This is a genomic window from Proteus penneri (assembly GCF_003144535.1).
Taxonomy (GTDB): Bacteria; Pseudomonadota; Gammaproteobacteria; order Enterobacterales; family Enterobacteriaceae; genus Proteus; species Proteus penneri.
On record NZ_PHFJ01000005.1, the window covers coordinates 237847 to 258424 of the forward strand.

Below are 20578 nucleotides of genomic sequence, written 5' to 3' on the forward strand. Positions count from 1 at the left end.
CAACACACACTCAGCAGTCCTCGTCTTAGAAGACTCAGTAACAGCAGATATAACAAGCAAAATAAAAAAGCCATAACACCGAAATGTTATGGCTTCTAAATTTATTAAAATAATAAAATGCTATGTGTAGTTCTCTGCCTTTCATGTTTTATTTTACTCACTGCTTATCAAAGATAAGTAGCGGTTTGAATAAGTAAATAAAATCTACTTACCAGAAATTAGAATGACTGAAAACAACGGTCTACCTGGTGCAATAAAAAAATAAGTATCCAAATGTGGATAACTTAGATAATAAATAAATTAGGCGTTATAACACGTTACAGAATATTTCAATTTGTAACGTGGGTGCATTATATCCAATAAGATTTTTTGCGCAAGTTTTTTTACACTTAAATCAAATTAAAATAAAGACATTATAAATCACAAGGTTATAGATAAATTTAACTTTAAAAAGTCGATATCAACAAATCTAAAAATGAAAAAAAATGAAGAGTTAATGAATATTAATGTTAGAGGAGTTCAAATAATGATATCTACTTAGCATTAATTGATTCAGCCAGCTATCTCACAATAAACTTAATTAACTATTTATTCTGTAACTTAATCTATCCATTATTAATATTATTTAATACTAAAGTTAAATTTTATTCTAACTCAATTTTATTAATAACATCGATAATCATTAAAAATGGTAAAAATATAAATGCTATATCGCCTATACAATAAAAAAGCACTTTATTCATCATTTCACAACGACAAATAAAGTGCTTTTAAAATAGCGTAATAATACTTAGATAAATAACTTATTTGCTAGATGTTAACCACCTGTAGAGACGGTTTCCATTCCCACTAGCCCAACTTTGAGATAACCCGCTTTTCTTAGCGAATCCATTGCAGCCATTAACGTTTCATAATCAACCGTTTTATCCGCTTGGAAAAAGATTGTTGTCTCTTTGTTTGCTTGTGTCATCGTATCTAACACATTAGCCATCGTTTCATGTGTGACCATCTCTTCACCAATGAAAATTTGTTTATCCGACTTAATCGTTAAATAAACAGGCTTTTCAGGGCGCGGTTGGGGTTTAGCACTTGAAGCGGGTAAATTTACTTTTATATCAACAGTAGCTAAAGGTGCCGCCACCATAAAGATAATGAGTAGAACCAACATGACATCAATAAAAGGCGTCACATTGATATCATGTAATTCATTATCATCACCTGAATCATCACCAAGACGCATTGCCATAATTCATTACCTTGCTTTGCTGTTTTCGATATCTAAATCACGGCTGACTAATGTCACCACACCCGTTGCGATATCACCGATTTCACCACGATAACCCGCGATCATACGAGCAAAAATGTTATAAATAATAACCGCAGGAATAGCGGCAATCAGACCAATCGCGGTTGCTAATAACGCTTCTGCAATTCCCGGCGCAACAACAGCAAGATTTGTCGTTTGAGAATGTGCAATACCGATAAAGCTATTCATGATCCCCCAAACCGTACCAAAAAGGCCGATAAAAGGAGAAATTGCACCGATTGTGGCTAAGTAACCATTACCGCGACCTAATTCACGGATAATTGCTGCAACGCGACGTTCCATACGCATTTCAACACGTTCTTTAATGCCTGATGCCACTTTACTTTCTTGAGAGTAAGTACGCTCTAATTCTGCATCATTAAAGAAATCAGCAGTTGCACTCTTATTACCAAATTTTTTGCTAATTGCTAACGCATCGTTGAGTGATTTAGCTTCAACTAACTGAGCCGTCTCATTTCTTAAGCGGCGACGCAGCGAGAGCAGGTAGCTGCCTTTCGCGAAAAATAGTGCCCAAGTAACAATAGAGGCTAACAGCAAGCCAATCATGACACTTTTAACGACTAAATCGGCATTACGATACATGCCCATAACGGACAAATCTTCTGCAAATCCGCCACCTGCAACCATTTCAGGTTGTACTTCTGATGGTGTATTTTCTGTCGCTGAAGGTACATTCTCTGAATTCTCAGCCGTTATTACAGATGTATTTTCACCTTCAGGCTTAGCGGTTTCAGTACTTTCTGCCTTCGCTTCATTACCTGTTGTAGAGGCCGTAGCGGAAGTAGCTGTTGTCTGTGTAGTCGTTATCGGTGTAGAAGCTGTTGAAGAAACGGCAGCAGTAGTTGGCTGTTCAGTTGGTGTGGCAGGAGTCGTATCCGCAAAAGCAGAGCCTGTCAGACCGATTGCCAATAGAATAGAAGCTGTCAAATTACGCATCAGTTGGCCTTTTACTCTCTTTTTTATCTAATTATTTATTCAGCAATGACATTTTTACGTCATTACTTACCCAAAATCGTTTACTTACAATCATCCTGTTTGCCATCAGGAAAGAGAAAACGCTCAAATGATATCAAACATGAAGCATTTTGATAGTAATTATCATTACTATTTGGCGATTTTTTTTCCATCTGTCCATTTTTAAGACAAATTATCGTTCTTTCACGTAACGTGAAATTTTATCAACTACCCAGCAACTCTTTTGTACTTATCCAAAAAATGAATTAACTTGAGGTAACACACCATCACTTAAAAGAAGGTATTAAGGATGACGCTAAAACAACAAGAAACCTCACTCCTCCTTTCTGGTCGAGCTAAAAAATATTCTCAAGGCGCAGTAAATCCAATTATACAACGAACATCATCCGTTATTTTTGATTCCGTTGCGCAAAAACGAGATGCAACAAAAAAACGTGCTGAAGGCGCACTTTTTTATGGTCGTAGAGGCACAACCACACACTTTGCTTTACAAGAAGCACTCACGGAATTAGAACAAGGTGCAGGATGCGCATTATTTCCTTCTGGTGCTGCAGCAATCACACAATCTATACTCGCGTTTATTGAACAAGGTGATCATATTCTTGTCACGGGTTCGGCTTACGATCCCACACAAAACTTTTGTGATCAGATCTTACGTAAATTCTCAGTCACAACGACTTATTTTGATCCTTTAGTCGGCAATGCGATCAGCCAATTACTACGCCCTGAAACAAAAATCGTTTTTCTTGAATCGCCAGGATCAATCACGATGGAAATTCAAGACCTACAAGGAATAGTCAATTCAGTTCGCCAATATAACCCTGAAATCATTATTATGATTGATAACACTTGGGCGTCGGGAATATTACTTAAACCATTAATGCTTGGTGTTGATATTTCTATTCAATCAGCAACAAAATACATTATTGGTCACTCTGATGGCATGTTAGGTTTTGCTGTTGCCAATGAACGTTGCTGGGCACAATTACGCGAAAATGCCTATTTATTAGGACAATGTGTCGATCCTGATACTGCGTATATGACAGCAAGAGGCCTCAGAACATTACCCGTGAGAATGAAACAGCATGAACAAAGTGCATTGGAAGTCGCTCGTTGGCTAAAACAACATCCTTTAGTCGATAGTGTTTATCACCCTGCCTTATCTTCTTGCCTAGGTCATGAATATTTTCAACGTGATTTTTCAGGCAGTAACGGGTTATTTTCTTTTAGTTTAAAGAAAATCCTAACTGCTGAAGAATTTGCTCTTTTCTTAGATAATTTCTCATTATTTAAAATGGCATTTTCATGGGGTGGGTTCGAATCTTTAATTTTGGGTTATCAACCTAATGATATTAAAGCTATGCGCCAGTACGAAACACAACCCGAATTTACAGGCACATTATTCCGTGTTCATATTGGATTAGAAAATGTAGACGATCTGATTGCAGATCTCGAATCCGCATTTTTACGTATTTCTTAATAAAGAATGAATTTTTTATTAAAAAAAATCTATCCCTGTGGCTCCACAGGGATTAAATCAAACTGTTGTCTTTATTTTGCGTTAGAATAGCGAACATAAAGTCTTTTTTAATGCGAGTTCGCTAATGGAAACATTAAAAGAGATAATTCACGCATTAATGCAACATGATTATATGGTGCTGGCTAATCCTAATGTGTTGTGGGTTATCTATATTGTTCTTTTTGTTATTATTATGCTGGAAAATGGGGTTTTACCCGCAGCATTTCTACCCGGAGATACACTGCTTATTCTATGTGGTGCACTTATTGCGAAAGATGTTTTACATTTCTTTCCAACCATCATCGTATTAGGTACAGCTGCCAGTTTTGGGAGTTGGTTAGGCTTTTTACAAGGCCGATGGCTCAGTGACACAAAAGTAGTTAAACGCTGGATGGCACAACTACCTGAGCAATATCACCATAAAGCGAATGATCTTTTCCATCGTCAAGGCTTATATGCTTTATTGATTGGCCGTTTTATTGGTTTTGTTCGAACATTATTACCCACGTTAGCGGGATTATCCGAATTACAACAACGTCGCTTTCAAATATTTAACTGGTTAAGTGGCTTTCTATGGGTAGGTATTATTGTGTCACTAGGTTATGTGTTGAATTTAATTCCCTTTATTCAAAAGCATGAAACATTAGTGATGAATATTTTGATGACATTGCCTGTATTGCTCTTAAGCGCAGGTTTAATTGGCTCTATCGTAATGTATATTCGCCATCGTAAAAATAGCACCAGTAATAAGTAATTCAAAAAAACGCCATTATTTTAAACATCATAATGGCGTTTTTTAATCATCTAGCACTTGCAAAGTTCAGTTGTTCATTATCTTATCTCCTACTTATTAATATATTAGTAAAAATCCGTTTATATTTATCACCATCATTTTTTATCGTAATCTGTTTATCGTTAAAGCTTTATCGCTCTTGATGCGAGAAAAGTAGGAATATAATTATCAACCAAAAAACGTGCATAAGGCGCGAAGTCTTCAACAAAATCTTGCAATAAAAGCAACGGGATTCGGCGTTAAATGGGCTTTCCAGTGACCTTTTTTAGCCGCAATAATATCGTCATCACTAACAGGTTTAGACCACTGATTTTCCATTGCGGCTTGTTTATCCCAGTGTTCTTGGTTTAATGTTAAATAATGACTTTCCATATTACTCCTTATAAATTAACAACAATATGAACCGTTATGGTCATAAGAAAAGCCATTCCATTCTCATTTCCATAGCCTTATAGTTATATTAGCGTCATGTTATTTTATCTAGATACAGTAAAACACTTTTTCCTGATGATTTATCATAACTGTATATTCAGAACAATAAATTAAGGTGGATACAAAATGCAAAACTTTACTTATTACTCACCGACTCGCCTCCATTTTGGTCAAGGCCAAATAGAAAAATTACGTTCTGAAATAGACAAAAATGAGCGTATCTTATTAACTTATGGTGGTGGTAGTATTAAACGCAATGGCGTATTAGACCAAATTTATACTGCACTTCCTGGCCATCAAATTCATGAATTTGGTGGTATTGAGCCGAATCCTTCCTATGAAACACTAATGAAAGCCGTTTCTTACGCCAGATACCACGGGATCACGCATTTATTAGCCGTCGGTGGTGGTTCCGTTATTGATGGTACAAAATTTATTGCAGCCGCTATCCCTTATAAAGGCGAGCCATGGGAAATTGTAACAAGTCGCGGTAAAGTCATTGAGAAAGCGATACCTTTAAGTTGTGTATTAACACTTCCTGCAACAGGTACTGAAACCAACAGTTTCTCTGTTATCAGCAGAAAACAGACAATGGATAAACAAAGCTTTGCCAGTCCTCATATTTACCCTCATTGTGCTATTTTAGATCCAACAACTACTTATTCTTTACCACCAAGACAAACAGCCAACGGTGTTGTTGATGCTTTTATTCATATCTTAGAGCAATATCTCACTTATCCAGTGAATGCTCGTGTACAAGATGAGTATGCCGAAGGCCTTTTACGTATTTTGATTGATCAAGGACCAAAAGCGCTGTCATCACCTACAGACTATGATATCCGTGCTAATATAATGTGGACGGCATCACAAGCGCTAAATGGTATTCTTGGTGTGGGGGTTCCTCAAGATTGGGCAACACATGCATTAGGTCACGAACTCACGGCTTTACACGGACTCGATCATGCGCAAACCCTCGCTATTGTTTTACCTGCATTATTAAATGAAAAACGCCAAGCTAAATACGGCAAATTAATTCAATATGCACAAAAAGTTTGGGGCATAAACCAAGGTTCTGACGCTTTTAAAACTGAAACTGCGATTAATGAAACTCGAAAATTCTTTGAATTAATGGGACTTAGAACTCGACTGGCTGATTTCAAAATCGGTGAAGAAGATATTCCCGCATTAGTGCGAAAATTGGAAGAGCATGGACAAGTTGCACTCGGTGAGCATCAAGATATCACATTAGAAGTCAGTCAACGTATTTATACAGCGGCACTCTAAGTACTTTATGCAACTCTGGAGGTAAAAATGGATAAACCTAAACTGATCAAATTATCTGATGGAAATACCATCCCACAACTTGGTCTTGGTGTGTGGAAAGCAGATAATCATCAAGTTGTTAAAGCTATTCATCACGCACTTGATACAGGCTATCGTCTTTTTGATACAGCAGCGATTTATCACAATGAGGAAGGTGTAGGTAAAGCGTTAAAACAGATCACCGTTCCTCGTGATGAACTTTTTATCACAACAAAATTATGGAATAACGATCAGTCTCATGCCCGTGGTGCTTTATTAGAAAGTCTCCAGCGTTTGCAACTTGATTATATTGATCTCTATTTAATGCATTGGCCGGCTCCTTCACGAGAACTTTATGTCGAAGCTTGGAAGCAAATGATTGTTCTGCAAAAAGAAGGATTAGTAAAAAGCATTGGTGTCTGTAATTTTAAAGAAGAACATCTGGAACGCATCATTACAGAAACCGGTGTCACTCCTGTTATTAATCAGATTGAAATTCATCCATTAATGCAACAAGCACCATTAAGAGCTTGGAATACTACTCATAATATTGTGACTGAATCTTGGAGCCCATTAGCACAAGGTGGTGAAGGTGTCTTTGATCAGCCTATTATTCAAAAACTGGCTGAAAAATACCATAAAACCCCAGCGCAAATTGTTTTACGCTGGCATTTAGACAGTGGACTTGTGGTTATTCCAAAATCAGTTACACCTTCTCGTATTGAAGAAAACTTCCATATTTTTGATTTTAAATTAGAAAAAGAAGAAGTAGCTGAAATTACCGTTCTTGAACAGAAAAAACGTTTAGGTCCTGATCCTGATCTCTTTGTCGATATCTAATTTTTGTTCCTTAATTAAAAAGCCAATAGAATAGATTTTCTATTGGCTTTTCTATAAAAAAATATTCAGCCTTCTTTTTACTTCCATTTTATTTTTTGACCTCAATTTTTTACATATACCTAAATTAATTAATTCACGTTCACTTTCTGATATCTAAAACATCTATAAATAAGAGAATCTCATCATTATTTATTTTGGTGAGTTTAAAATGACAAAATTTAAAAGTGGACTAACCCCTCAGCTTTCTTCTATCACAAAGAAAGTTGCTTGGTTTAATATCTTTATTCAACTGGCTTTTCCTATCTCTGCAACGCTGCCAGCAAATGTGTTTGCTAATGGAAATAACCAAGAAAAACAAGCTATTAATTTATTAAAAAAACAGGAAACCTATCAAGTTAAAGCAGGTGATACACCAGAATCTATCGCCAAGCAATTTAATATAAAACTATTTAAACTTATTGAGGCTAATCCTGATTATGTCTCTTTAGTCGGCAAATTAAAAATAAAGGCAGGTATAACACTTAATATACCCAACGAATCTTTATTGACAAAAAAATGGTTAAATAATAACAATCAAGATATTCCTATCCCTTCGACTAACGAGCAAGAACTAGCTCAAATTATTGTCGATAATTCATCTTTATTAAATAAAGATACCGATGCGACGCAATATGCAATAAGCCGAATTTCAAGTAAAGCCAATCAACAAATAGAACAATGGTTAAATCAATTTGGTCATGCTCAAGTCTCACTTTCAACAGATAAAAAATTCACCTTGGAAGGAAGCTCTGCTGATCTTCTTATTCCACTCTATGATAGCGAGAAGAACTTAGTTTTCTCTCAAACCAGTTATCATCGTAAAGATTCTCGTAGCCAATTAAACCAAGGCATTGGTTATCGACATTTTACTGATAAATTTATGGTTGGTCTTAATGCTTTTTATGACTACGATTTAAGTCGATATCACAGCCGTTTCGGTGTGGGTGCTGAAGTATGGCGAGACTATTTTAAATTAAGTGTAAATCATTACCACCGTCTATCTAACTGGCGTACTTCTGACGATGTTATGGATTATAACGAGCGTCCAGCTAATGGTTGGGATATTCGTACAGAAGGCTACCTGCCTGCTTATCCACAACTAGGTGCAAAACTTATTTTTGAACAATATTACGGTAAAGAAGTCGGGTTATTTGGCAAAGATAATCGCCAAGAAAACCCCCACGCTTATACAGCTGGACTTACTTATACACCAGTGCCTTTAATTACCTTCGGTGCTGAACGTCGTTTTGGTTTAAACGATAATAGTGATAATAAATTTGATATAAATATCCAATATCGACTTGGGGAATCACTCTCTTCACAACTTAATCCAGATAATGTTAGAGCAACACGTTTAATGTCTGGGAATCGCTATGATTTTGTAAATAGAAACAACGACATTGTTCTTGAATATAAAAAGAAAACCTTAGTATTCCTCTCTATTGCACCGACAATTAATGGTTACGCAAAAGAAGAAAAAGATTTAGGTGTGCAAGTGCACTCTAAATATCCCGTTAAACAAATTGAATGGTCTGCGAGCCGCTTAATTGCCAATGGAGGTAAGATTAATCATAATAACAATCTTAGTTACTCAATCATTCTTCCTCGTCATATCGCTGGTTCAGCAGAAACAAATAGCTACACAATAAGCGCTGTTGCTATTGATGAACAAGGTAATCGTTCTGATCCAGTACAGAGTCAAGTCACGGTTGATCAATCTGCGATTAATACACAAAATAGCCAATTTACACCAAAAACAACGCAACTACCTGCCGACAATCATTCTGCACAAAATCTGATCTTATCAATCCTCGATAACGATAAACTTCCCATTGATATCAATCTAAAAGAACTTTCATTAAATATTCAGTCTGATAATCCAGCTGGCAATAGCCAAGTTTCACATTTCAGTAGAATTGATGCAGGGAAATATCAAGTTACAATCACCGCAGGAAGTACGCCTGAAACAGTGACATTAACGCCCAAATTTAGAGATAACACCTTTAATCAGGCACAAGTGACTTTTATTGCTGATCCACATTCTGCCATTATTGCTAAAGGTGGATTAACCGTGATTAAAAACCACGCACCTGCTGATGGTAAAAGCCAAAATAAAATTCAAGCTATTGTAACTGATATTAATGCCAATAGAATTCCTAACTATCCAGTCTCTTTTACTGCGGATAATGGCGCAACAATTATTAGGCAAGCAAATACTGATGCTGAAGGTAAAATCATTGCTCCAATCACCAATACACATATTGGTAAAAGCATAATTAATGCGAGTGTTAAAAACATTACCTATTCAACTAATGTTGATTTCATTGCCGATATTAATTCAGCAAAAATAAACACTTTCACTATTAACCCAAATAGTTCATTTGCCAATGGAACCGATGAAAAGTTAATTGCTTTCAATATCATAGATAAAAATAACAACCCTGTTCCCAATGCCAAAATTCAATTATCTGCTGATAATCAAGCTCAGCTTAAAAAAACTGAGTTACTGACGGACAGTCAAGGTAATGCATCAACAACTATGACCAGTCAAATAGCAGGCACAGTCACTGTAATAGCACGGGTTAATAAAATAGACACGAAAAAGACAACGCAATTTATTGCCGATCAATCCAACGGTAGAATTATTTCAGTGACACCATCGGCAGCCCCCTATATTGCAGATGGCAAAACAGCAGTAACATTTACCGCCGTTGTTGAAGATAAAAATCACAACATCTTACCGAATGCGAAAATAATTTGGTCTACTAATCGGGACCAACAGATTGTTCCTATTAATGAAGTTTCAACAACAGATAACCAAGGTGTTGCTCAAACGACAGTAACCAGTACTCAAGCCTTTGATGTTATTGTCACAGCCCGTATTGGTAATGAATCACTTGATGCATTACCGATTACTTTTATTGCGAATAACAAACAAGGTTTAATCACTTTAACCACGAATAAAACTGAATTAATTGCAGACAATAAAGAACAAGCAATACTCACCGCCGTGGTGAAAGATAAATTTGGTAATACATTACCAAACGTCACTGTTGAATGGCAATCTAGTGCCTCTACCACACTCGATAAACAAAAGAGTGTGACCGATAATCAAGGCCAAACAACCAATAAAATTCAAACCAAAAAAGCAGGTGCAACAGAGATTATTGCCACGCTTTCAAATAAAGAAAAAGCACAATTGACACTCACCGCTATTGCCGACCCGAATAGTGCCAATATTGTCTTAACAGCTGTAAATAACAAAACAGAAGCGATCGCAGATAATCACGATACAATTACCTTAATGGCACATGTTACGGATGCTGAAAATAATCCATTAATAAAACAATCCGTATTCTGGTCTTCAACCCATAATGTGTTGAGTGAGAATATGGTAAAAACTGATGACAATGGGAATGTACAAATTGTAATAAAAGGAACTGAAGCACAACCGACAACTGTTACAGCAACTCTGGAAAATAGCCAAAGCGCTACAACAAATCTTCGTTTTATTGCCGGTCAAGTTAATACATCACAAAGTACATTTTTGATTGAACCTCAATCTATTATTGCCAATGGCCAATCACTTGCTACCGGCACAATAAACTTAAAAGATAAATTTGGTAATCCAGTTCCGAAACAAAATAAATTTATTACTCTCTCTGGTGACAACAACACAATAAAATTTAGTGCACTCAAAGAAATCAATACTGGCATTTATCAGACAACCATCAGCGGTAAACAAGAAGGTATTAGTCTTATTCGTGCCCAATATACGAATGCAAGTAATACCTTTAATTTAACGCAACCTCTTGGTTTTATCGCTGATAAGCAAAATGCCATAATTAATGAGGTTAATGTTATCGCGCCTTTTGATGTCACCGCAAATGGGAAAGATAAAGTTGTTATCCGTGCAAAAATTGTTGATAAACAAGGTAATTCAAATATGGAAGGCGTTGCTGTGGGTTGGTTAACTTCTCTAGGCAAACTTTCATTACCTATCAGTAAAACCGATAAAAATGGGATTGCAGAAATTACCTTAAGTAGTACGCAAGCAGGTATTGCGCAAGTTACAGCGATGCTTGATAGCCAACAATCTCTCGATGCAGACCATCTGATTAACTTTAATACTGATGTGATTTCTGCTGATAAATCTCAATTATCGCTTATCCCTAACACGATTATTTCTGAAACGGGGCATTCTCAAATCACGTTAACGTTAAAAGATAAATACGATAATTTATTAACAGGGCTAGAGAACAACATCAGCGTTAACTACAGTACTGATTTAACCGCAACCACAACAGCATTTAATGAAATCTCAACTGGGGTTTATCAAGCTCAAGTTAGTGCATTAAAAGCAGGTCAAACAACGATCAGTGCTAAAGTTAATTCGGTCACACTCACACAAACAGCGCAATTAACTGTTATGCCTAACAACCAGACAGCCAAAGTTGACAAATTTGTGATAAGTAATACACAACCTAATGCAGGCGATACTATCATTTACCACGCTTATATCAGTGATAAAAATAATAATCCTGTTAACAGTGGCGTTAGTGTGACATGGACAACGGATAAAGATAGTTTACTTGCTAAACCACTGACATTTACAGACAGCAAAGGTATTGCTGACGTTAAATTAACACGTAATCCTGCGGGTATTGCTAAAGTTAACGCCGTATTAATTTCAGGTAGTTATTCTGCCCCTGATGTCAATTTTGTGGCAGATGATGTTGATGAAAACAGTTCAGAAATCAACTTAATACCGGCAACAATCATCGCCAATGGCACAGATAAAGCATTACTCACTTTAACAATTAAAGATAAAGGCGGTAATATTCTGCCAGATCAGCAAGTTGAAGGGATCGCTAATAACCCAACGATTCAGTTTAGCCCAGCCAAACAAGTCTCTCCGGGTCATTATGAAATTGAAGCAACGGGGACTAAATCAGGTACGGCACAATTAAGTGTTAAAGTTAACGGTGTTGATTTCAAAAAACAAAAAACCTTACAACTTCATGCCGATGCAACAACCTGGCAAATCAAATCTGTCAATGTCGATAGAACAAGTATGATTGCTGGAGATAAAGGGGTTAATTATCAAGCAACTATAGTGGATGCTAATGACAATATATTGCCTAACGTTATTGTGTCATGGAAGTTACAAGGTTTAGCTGATGACTATGACTTTAGTACCTATACAGATACAAATGGTATCGCAAGAACAAAAGTCACCAGCACGGTTGCGGGTATATTGAAAATGAGTGCTTATCTTGATTTAAATAATCATAAGCAAATTCAGGATGTAACCGTAAATCCAACTAACATCGATGTCAATAAATCAACCTTTACGAGTAGCCGTCAATCAATAGGTGGAGATGATAAAGATAGCGCCCTACTCGCTGTAAATTTAATAGATAAATACGATAATACGATTGATGGTAAAACAGTTTCGATAAAAACAGTCAGTGGTAAGCCTAATTTTAGTGATAACCCACTAAATTCATTAGGAAATGGTAAATATCAAACCAATCTTACTTCAAATGTTAAAACAGATATTATCTTAACTGCTGAAGCGGAAGGATTAACCATTGCAAAACCATTAACCATAAAAGTCACTATCCCGAAACCTAATATTATTTTTGACAAACAAATCCAGCAAGAAACCTACGCTTCTGCACCAATCAGCGCATTAGGTTATACAGGATTGCCTAATAATATTGACGTGATGTGGTCTAGCTCTGATCCGGCTATTGCCTCTATTAATACGGCTACCGGTAGCATTTCAATGAAAAAAGCAGGTACTGCTATTATCACACTACAAACATCAGGTAATAATCAATATCAACCTGCTCAAAGTAGTTATCCTTTGGTGATTGAGAAAGCGGATGTCGGACTAGTCGCCAAAGAATCTCAATTAAACTCAATTTGGAATGATAATATTCCGCAACAAGTGGTGCTTTTATATACCAATAAAGATGCCACAAACAACCCACCACCTAAGCAATTTGTCAATTACAAACAAGCTATAATAGCAGTCGATGAACAAGGAAAAATTACACCAATAAAACCAGGCGATACAAGCATTACCGTATTATCTCAAGCAACAGAACAATTTAAGTCATCAAGTACAGTCATTGATTACACGCAAGATAAAGGCACAATAAATTATTATTTTAAAAATTCAGATGAAACATTAATTGTTGATGCATTGTCAAATGGCGTATTGACCGCTCAGGCACCGACTCCTCCACTGCCTACTGGTATTAATGCCATTTGGAGTAGTAGTAATCCAAGTGTTGTAGAAGTCACTCCGGAAGGTGCGATCACCCACTTAAGTGTAGGAAGAGCCACACTCACATTATCAATTAAAGATGATGCTTATTATCATGATAACCATAATAGTTATAATATTATGGTAAAACCTGCACCTTATATTACGATTGATTCAGTAAAATTTAAGTCTGCCGGTAGAGAGACGATTGCCTCAAATGCTAACAATTTATCTTGGCAACCTGTTTACATCTCAGATAATAGCTTTACTGTTAATTGGAGCTCAATAGAAACACCTCACGCTATTAATTTTGAACTGTATGATGATAAGAATAATTTGCTCCAACGAGAGGAAAGACAAAATTATAGCCCTAAAAACAATATAACTGATCCTGTTATTATCTCTCCAACTGAACCTTACATAAATAAGCCACAAAATTTGAAATTAAAAGTGATCACGTTTGATTTAAATGATAAACCTTATCCTAAAGAATATAACATTGCGGTTAAATCAATTTCTGCACAAACGGCTGAAAATTTAATTTCAATTAGTCTTAATTCTCAATTTTTATATACAGATAGTGGTAGTTCAGCACCATCTTGCCAAGATGCGATGGCAACAAGCACCGTACATTTTACAGTAATACCGAGAATAGAATTTAAGGGTGATACTAAAAATTTACTTTATCCAATCAAGTTAACTGCGAGAATAGATAATATAACGTTAAATCCATCGAACCTATCACAAGGAGTAATTAATCAAAATATAGTTTATCCAAATGATTTTGCCTTGAGTAAGACATCGGAGAATACTCATGAATTTAAGACAACATCATCACAATATGCTATTGATAAAGAATGTAGGATTAAAGACTCAGGTCATGGTGTATTTAAACTAACCATAGATGTATATGGAAATAAACAAGAAATCACAAAGAACTTCAACTGGAATGGCTTTAATGGCACCTATTGATAAACAAATAAATTAAATTTAAAACCACATTATTTAAAAATAATGTGGTTTTTTTAAATAGTAATAGAAAAAATCCCGAATACGAGTTTCCTTATATTCGGGATTATTATAACAACAATAAATAAACTTAAGCTTTATTTATATTTTTATGCATCTCTTGGACTGATATCACATCCGCTGTAGGATCTGCCGTTAATGACAGTGTTGTCGCAAATCCACCATTTAATGTCGTGTCATAATGGACTTTATATCTTAATGCACTACGACGAATAATCTTTGAATCTTCAATGGCTTGACGACCAGAAGTGGTATTCACAATATAGTCATATTCACCATTTTTAATTCTATCTTCAATATGCGGTCGCCCTTCATGCACTTTATTGACTAAACGTGGATTTATTCCTGCTTCACCTAATACAATAGCTGTACCATGTGTAGCATCTAATTCAAATCCACTTTTTAGTAATTTCGTCGCCAAATCAACAACACGCTTTTTATCACCCTCTCGCACAGAAAGAAGTGCTCTACCTTTTTTCTTCATGGTAGAGTTGCTACCCAACATCGCTTTAGCAAAAGCTTGTGCAAAGGTTGTTCCAACGCCCATCACTTCACCTGTTGAACGCATTTCTGGCCCTAAAATCGGATCAACGCCTGCAAACTTATTGAAAGGTAAAACGACTTCTTTTACTGAGTAATAAGGGGGAATAACTTCTTTTGTTACACCCTGCTCTTCAAGGCTTTGGCCAATCATGACACGCGCAGCAACTTTGGCTAATGGCACACCCGTAGCTTTTGACACAAAAGGCACAGTTCGAGCAGCTCGAGGATTGACTTCAATGAGATAAACATCATCACCTTTCACCGCAAATTGTGCATTCATTAACCCTTTTACACCTAACTCAAAAGCAAGTTCACGAACCTGTTTACGCATCACATCTTGAATTTCTTTACTTAGGGTATAAGCAGGCAATGAGCAAGCTGAGTCACCGGAGTGAACACCTGCTTGTTCGATATGCTCCATAATACCGCCAATCACGACTTGTTTGCCGTCACAAATCGCATCAATATCGACTTCAATCGCATCATCAAGAAAACGGTCTAATAAGACAGGGGTATCGTTTGACACACTGACAGCGGTTTGGAAATAGCGACGTAAATCAACTTCGTCATAAACAATTTCCATTGCGCGCCCACCAAGGACATAAGAAGGGCGAACCACCAGCGGGTAACCAATCAATTGTGCTTTTTCTACCGCCTCTTCTAACGCTGTTACAGTAGCATTTTCAGGCTGTTTTAAGCCTAATTTATCAACGGCTTTTTGGAAGCGTTCACGATCTTCGGCTTTATCAATAGCATCTGGTGTTGTACCAATGACTGGCACACCTTCAGCTTCTAGCGCTCTTGCTAATTTCAGTGGGGTTTGCCCACCATATTGCACGATGACCCCTTTCGGCTTTTCGATACGTACAATTTCAAGCACATCTTCTAATGTGACAGGTTCAAAATAGAGTCTGTCAGAAGTGTCATAATCTGTTGAAACCGTTTCAGGGTTACAGTTCACCATGATGGTTTCGTAACCGTCCTCACGTAACGCAAGCGCCGCATGTACACAGCAATAATCAAATTCAATTCCTTGACCTATGCGGTTTGGCCCCCCACCTAAGATCATGACTTTAGGTTTGTTTTGATGGGGATTAGCCTCACACTCTTCTTCATAAGTCGAGTACATATAAGCTGTATCTGTCGCAAATTCTGCCGCACACGTATCAACACGTTTATAGACTGGATGTAGCTGATACTGTTCTCGTAATTGGCGAATAACGTGCTCTTTTACGTTAAGTATTTTTGCTAAACGCGCATCAGCGAAGCCTTTACGTTTTAGCTGACGTAAGAAATCAGCACTCAACCCTTTGATGCCTATTTCACCAACTTTTTCTTCAAGACGAACAATTTCTTCAATTTGAACTAAGAACCAACGATCAATATTAGTAAGGTTAAACACACCATCAACAGACAGCCCTGCTCGGAAAGCATCTGCGATATACCAAATTCGGTCAGAACCTGCATCTTTTAGCTCTCGACGAATTTTGGTTAATGCTTCAGGGTCGTCTAAATCAACTTTAGGATCAAAACCCGTTGCCCCAACTTCAAGGCCTCGTAACGCTTTTTGCATAGATTCTTGTAGCGTTCTACCGATTGCCATCACTTCACCAACAGATTTCATTTGCGTAGTTAATCTGTCATTGGTTCCTGCAAATTTTTCAAAATTAAAGCGAGGGATTTTTGTCACAACATAATCAATAGAAGGCTCGAAAGAAGCAGGAGTTCTTCCTCCTGTGATGTCATTCATCAGCTCATCAAGGGTATAACCTACTGCTAATTTTGCGGCAACTTTAGCAATTGGAAAACCTGTTGCTTTGGATGCCAAGGCAGAAGAGCGTGACACTCGAGGATTCATTTCAATAACAATCAAACGCCCTGTTTTAGGATCAACAGCAAACTGAACATTAGAGCCACCCGTTTCAACACCTATCTCACGTAATACTGCCATCGAGGCGTTACGCATAATTTGATATTCTTTGTCGGTAAGTGTTTGTGCTGGCGCGACAGTAATGGAATCCCCCGTATGAATTCCCATTGCATCGAAGTTTTCGATAGAGCAGACGATAATGCAGTTGTCGTTTTTATCACGCACGACTTCCATTTCGTACTCTTTCCAACCAATCAGTGATTCATCAATTAATAGTTCATTGGTTGGTGATAAATCTAAACCACGAATACAGATTTCTTCAAATTCTTCACGATTATAGGCAATACCGCCACCCGTTCCGCCCATCGTGAATGAAGGGCGAATAATACAAGGAAAACCAACTTGTTCAGCGACAGCAAAAGCTTCATCAAGATTATGTGCAATACCTGAACGAGCAGTATCTAAGCCGATTTTTTTCATCGCTTTATCAAAGCGTTGCCTATCTTCTGCTTTATCAATCGCATCAGCTGTTGCCCCAATCATGGTGACACCAAACTCAGCTAAAACACCTTGGCGCTCCAATTCTAAAGCGCAGTTCAGTGCTGTCTGCCCACCCATTGTCGGTAATACCGCATCAGGGCGCTCTTTTTCGATAATTTTTCTCACAACTTGCCAGTGAATAGGCTCAATGTACGTTGCATCGGCCATTTCAGGATCGGTCATAATGGTTGCAGGATTTGAATTTACCAAAACAACTCGATATCCCTCTTCACGTAGAGCTTTACATGCTTGAGCGCCTGAATAATCAAATTCACACGCTTGTCCGATTACAATCGGCCCTGCACCTAAAATCAGGATTGTTTTGATATCTGTTCTTTTAGCCATTTTCTTTCGCTCCTGATTTATTTTGTTGTTACTGATTGCAGGTTTTGACGATATTGCGCGATTAGCTCGATAAAGTGATCAAAAAGAGGTGCGGCATCATGTGGCCCAGGGCTGGCTTCTGGATGGCCTTGGAAACTAAATGCTGGTTTATCTGTACGATGAATGCCTTGTAAAGAACCATCAAACAGAGATTTATGTGTCACACGTAAATTGGCGGGAAGAGATGTTTCATCAACAGCAAACCCATGATTTTGCGCTGTGATCATCACCGTATTTTTATCTAAATCTTTAACCGGATGGTTACCACCATGATGACCAAATTTCATTTTGATGGTTTTTGCACCGCTCGCTAATGCTAATAGCTGATGCCCTAAACAAATACCAAATACCGGGATATCAGTGGTTAAAAAGGTTTGAATGGCGTTAATGGCATACTCACAGGGCTCTGGATCCCCGGGGCCATTTGAAAGAAAAATACCATCAGGTGAAAGCGCTAAAACATCTTGCGCTGGCGTTTGTGCAGGCACAACAGTCACTCGACATCCACGATCAACTAACATGCGTAAAATATTACGTTTCACACCGAAATCATATGCCACAATATGCAATGGCAATTCAGCCGCCAATTTAGCCTCTGGTAATTCATTTTCTAACGTCCAACTGCCTTGAGTCCACTGATAAGGTTGTTTAACGGTTACTGTTTTGGCTAAATCCATGCCTTTTAAACCCGGGAATGATTTAGCCTTTTCGAGCGCAACATGGCTATCAAGGCGATCCCCGGCGATAATACAGCCATTTTGTGCGCCTTTTTCTCTCAATAAGCGCGTTAACTTACGTGTATCAATATCTGCAATTGCAACAATATTATGGCGTTTAAGATAATCAGATAATGTTTCTTGAGCACGATAATTGCTCATCACTAATGGCAAATCACGAATAATTAAGCCTTGAGCATGAATAGTTTCTAATTCTTCGTCTGAATGATTAACGCCGGTGTTGCCAATGTGGGGATAGGTGAGAGTAACAATTTGTTGGGAGTAAGACGGGTCGGTTAGTATCTCTTGATAACCAGTCATTGAAGTGTTAAAAACGACTTCACCGATGGCGGCGCCTTCTGCGCCAATCGACTTGCCGTGGAATTCGGTCCCATCTTCTAGAACCAGTATAGCTGATTTAATCAAAACGCCCTCCAGAGAATAATAAATCACATTTCATGCATATTAATTCAGATTTAAGACTCTAAATCAATGCCAAAAACATAAAATTGGGCAAATTTTTGGCAAATTGGGCGCATTCTAAAGATCGAATGGGCAGATGTCTAGAAAAAACACCTTTTTAATTAAAAAAATATCAATCATTAGCAATTTAATTAACCAAGTGACAATTAACACAACAAATCTTACAGATTTAACCGTTTGCTTACCAAGATAATTTAAAAATGAAATTTTAAAAGAAAATACGGCGTGATATGTTCTATTTTTAGAAAAAAAACAGAAAAAATAAGAGATAAATAACACAAATAAGAACAAACAGAATAAAAACAAAAAATCAAATAAAAAAAACCCACAATTAAACAAATGATTATGAGTTTTCATATAGTTAAAAATAATAAAAAATCACAATTCTTCTAAAGAAAGCACATCTTTCATATTATATAGACCTGATTTTTTACAACTTAACCAAATAGCTGCCCTTACCGCACCATTTGCAAATGTCATTCGGCTAGAAGCCTTATGGCTTATCTCGACTCTTTCACCAATATCGGCAAAAATCGCAGTATGTTCACCCACAATATCCCCCGCACGAATAGTAGCAAAACCAATACTTTGAGGGTCACGCTCTCCCGTATGTCCTACTCGCTCATAAACGGCACACTCTTTAAGATCACGACCCAGTGCCTCTGCAATAGATCCCCCCATTGCTAATGCAGTACCTGATGGGGCATCAACCTTATGGCGATGGTGCGCTTCTACAATTTCAATATCACTGTAAGAACCCATCACTTTAGCGGTTTTTTCAAGTAATTTAAGTACCAGATTGACACCAACACTAAAGTTAGCAGCAAATACAATTGGGATAATTTTAGCCGCATTTTCAATCGCTTTTTTGCCTTCATCATCAAAGCCAGTCGTACCGATAATCATGCCTTTTTGTTGTTCTACACAAAATTCAATATGAGAAAGCGTTCCTTCGGGGCGTGTAAAATCAATTAATACATCAAATGCATTAGCTTGTGCTAATAAGTTATCAGTTACCGTGACACCGATATGACCAATGCCAGCCAATTCACCCGCATCTGAGCCAATTAATGAAGAATTTGTACGTTCAAAAGCAGCACCTAGCACAGTTCCTTCTTGTTGAGAAATTGCCTGAATTAATTGGCGCCCCATACGACCACCCGCACCAACAACAGCAAGACGAAGTTCTTTCGCAGACATAACTAAATTTCTCCTAAACAATACTTATGATCTCTATTTATTGTTTACAGATTAGCGAGGTCATCCACTTGATGCCAGCATTTAACGTTCAAGATAAGAAAAACACACAAAACCCTAGTGATTATCAGTAAAAGAGATGAATAGCATGATTATTCATTTAACTTAACTTTTAGCATAAAAAAAGCAGAGTTATTGAACTGCACCCCAAAAGTTGGACACCAACTTTGGGGTGTTTTTCTATGGCTAAATATTCTCTTGATTTTAAACTAAATGTGATTAATTTTTATCTCAAAGGCAATAGTCGTCTAT

General features: G+C 37.2%; 11 protein-coding genes. 5 read left to right on the plus strand and 6 right to left on the minus strand.

From position 1 onward, the window contains the following. Positions 1-817: 817 nt before the first annotated feature. Positions 818-1246 carry a TonB system transport protein ExbD gene (gene exbD, locus CUB63_RS08925; RefSeq protein WP_006535192.1) on the minus strand — a complete coding sequence of 143 codons (429 nt, stop codon included), beginning with the start codon at positions 1244-1246 and terminating at the stop codon, positions 818-820. 6 nt (positions 1247-1252) lie between these two features. Then, positions 1253-2263 carry a tonB-system energizer ExbB gene (gene exbB, locus CUB63_RS08930; RefSeq protein WP_109399319.1) on the minus strand — a complete coding sequence of 337 codons (1011 nt, stop codon included), beginning with the start codon at positions 2261-2263 and terminating at the stop codon, positions 1253-1255. A gap of 328 nt (positions 2264-2591) precedes the next feature. Between exbB and metC the strand changes: the two genes are divergently transcribed. Together metC and CUB63_RS08940 are read left to right on the plus strand one after the other, a co-directional pair. Continuing rightward, positions 2592-3782, plus strand: coding sequence for a cystathionine beta-lyase (metC, locus tag CUB63_RS08935; RefSeq protein ID WP_109847898.1), 1191 nt, complete (start codon positions 2592-2594; stop codon positions 3780-3782). Between the two features lie 124 nt (positions 3783-3906). Further along, the gene (locus tag CUB63_RS08940) at positions 3907-4575 is read left to right on the plus strand and encodes a DedA family protein (protein WP_006535197.1); all 669 of its coding nucleotides are present in this window, start codon (positions 3907-3909) and stop codon (positions 4573-4575) included. Positions 4576-4815: 240 nt separating this feature from the next. On the opposite strand, the gene CUB63_RS08945 is transcribed toward CUB63_RS08940, so the two are convergent. Beyond that, the gene (locus CUB63_RS08945; RefSeq protein ID WP_006535198.1) at positions 4816-4986 is read right to left on the minus strand and encodes a hypothetical protein; all 171 of its coding nucleotides are present in this window, start codon (positions 4984-4986) and stop codon (positions 4816-4818) included. 186 nt (positions 4987-5172) lie between these two features. On the opposite strand from CUB63_RS08945, the gene CUB63_RS08950 reads away from it, so the two are divergent. The 3 genes from CUB63_RS08950 to CUB63_RS08960 all read left to right on the plus strand — a co-directional run bounded on the left by CUB63_RS08950 (position 5173) and on the right by CUB63_RS08960 (position 14476). After that, the gene (locus CUB63_RS08950; protein WP_109847899.1) at positions 5173-6330 is read left to right on the plus strand and encodes an iron-containing alcohol dehydrogenase; all 1158 of its coding nucleotides are present in this window, start codon (positions 5173-5175) and stop codon (positions 6328-6330) included. 27 nt (positions 6331-6357) lie between these two features. Beyond that, complete coding sequence (dkgA, locus tag CUB63_RS08955) at positions 6358-7188, plus strand: 2,5-didehydrogluconate reductase DkgA (RefSeq protein ID WP_109847900.1); 831 nt, start codon at positions 6358-6360, stop codon at positions 7186-7188. 208 nt (positions 7189-7396) lie between these two features. Beyond that, positions 7397-14476 (plus strand): Ig-like domain-containing protein, encoded by a 7080-nt coding sequence (locus CUB63_RS08960; RefSeq protein ID WP_109847901.1) that lies wholly within the window; start codon positions 7397-7399, stop codon positions 14474-14476. Positions 14477-14603: 127 nt separating this feature from the next. Here CUB63_RS08960 and carB read toward each other — a convergent pair whose 3' ends face one another. From carB to dapB, 3 genes are all read right to left on the minus strand, one after another. Then, complete coding sequence (gene carB / locus CUB63_RS08965) at positions 14604-17831, minus strand: carbamoyl-phosphate synthase large subunit (protein ID WP_109847902.1); 3228 nt, start codon at positions 17829-17831, stop codon at positions 14604-14606. Positions 17832-17848: 17 nt separating this feature from the next. Next, positions 17849-19012, minus strand: coding sequence for a glutamine-hydrolyzing carbamoyl-phosphate synthase small subunit (gene carA, locus CUB63_RS08970; RefSeq protein WP_109847903.1), 1164 nt, complete (start codon positions 19010-19012; stop codon positions 17849-17851). Between the two features lie 435 nt (positions 19013-19447). After that, positions 19448-20269, minus strand: coding sequence for a 4-hydroxy-tetrahydrodipicolinate reductase (dapB, locus tag CUB63_RS08975; RefSeq protein WP_109847904.1), 822 nt, complete (start codon positions 20267-20269; stop codon positions 19448-19450). Between the last annotated feature and the right edge of the window lie 309 nt (positions 20270-20578).

What these genes read in the sequence shown, in the direction of transcription:
- exbD (WP_006535192.1), bottom strand. Translation starts at nt 1,246, where the DNA reads ATGGCAATGCGTCTTGGTGATGATTCAGGTGATGATAATGAATTACAT.
- exbB (WP_109399319.1), bottom strand. Translation starts at nt 2,263, where the DNA reads ATGCGTAATTTGACAGCTTCTATTCTATTGGCAATCGGTCTGACAGGC.
- metC (WP_109847898.1), top strand. Translation starts at nt 2,592, where the DNA reads ATGACGCTAAAACAACAAGAAACCTCACTCCTCCTTTCTGGTCGAGCT.
- CUB63_RS08940 (WP_006535197.1), top strand. Translation starts at nt 3,907, where the DNA reads ATGGAAACATTAAAAGAGATAATTCACGCATTAATGCAACATGATTAT.
- CUB63_RS08945 (WP_006535198.1), bottom strand. Translation starts at nt 4,986, where the DNA reads ATGGAAAGTCATTATTTAACATTAAACCAAGAACACTGGGATAAACAA.
- CUB63_RS08950 (WP_109847899.1), top strand. Translation starts at nt 5,173, where the DNA reads ATGCAAAACTTTACTTATTACTCACCGACTCGCCTCCATTTTGGTCAA.
- dkgA (WP_109847900.1), top strand. Translation starts at nt 6,358, where the DNA reads ATGGATAAACCTAAACTGATCAAATTATCTGATGGAAATACCATCCCA.
- CUB63_RS08960 (WP_109847901.1), top strand. Translation starts at nt 7,397, where the DNA reads ATGACAAAATTTAAAAGTGGACTAACCCCTCAGCTTTCTTCTATCACA.
- carB (WP_109847902.1), bottom strand. Translation starts at nt 17,831, where the DNA reads ATGGCTAAAAGAACAGATATCAAAACAATCCTGATTTTAGGTGCAGGG.
- dapB (WP_109847904.1), bottom strand. Translation starts at nt 20,269, where the DNA reads ATGTCTGCGAAAGAACTTCGTCTTGCTGTTGTTGGTGCGGGTGGTCGT.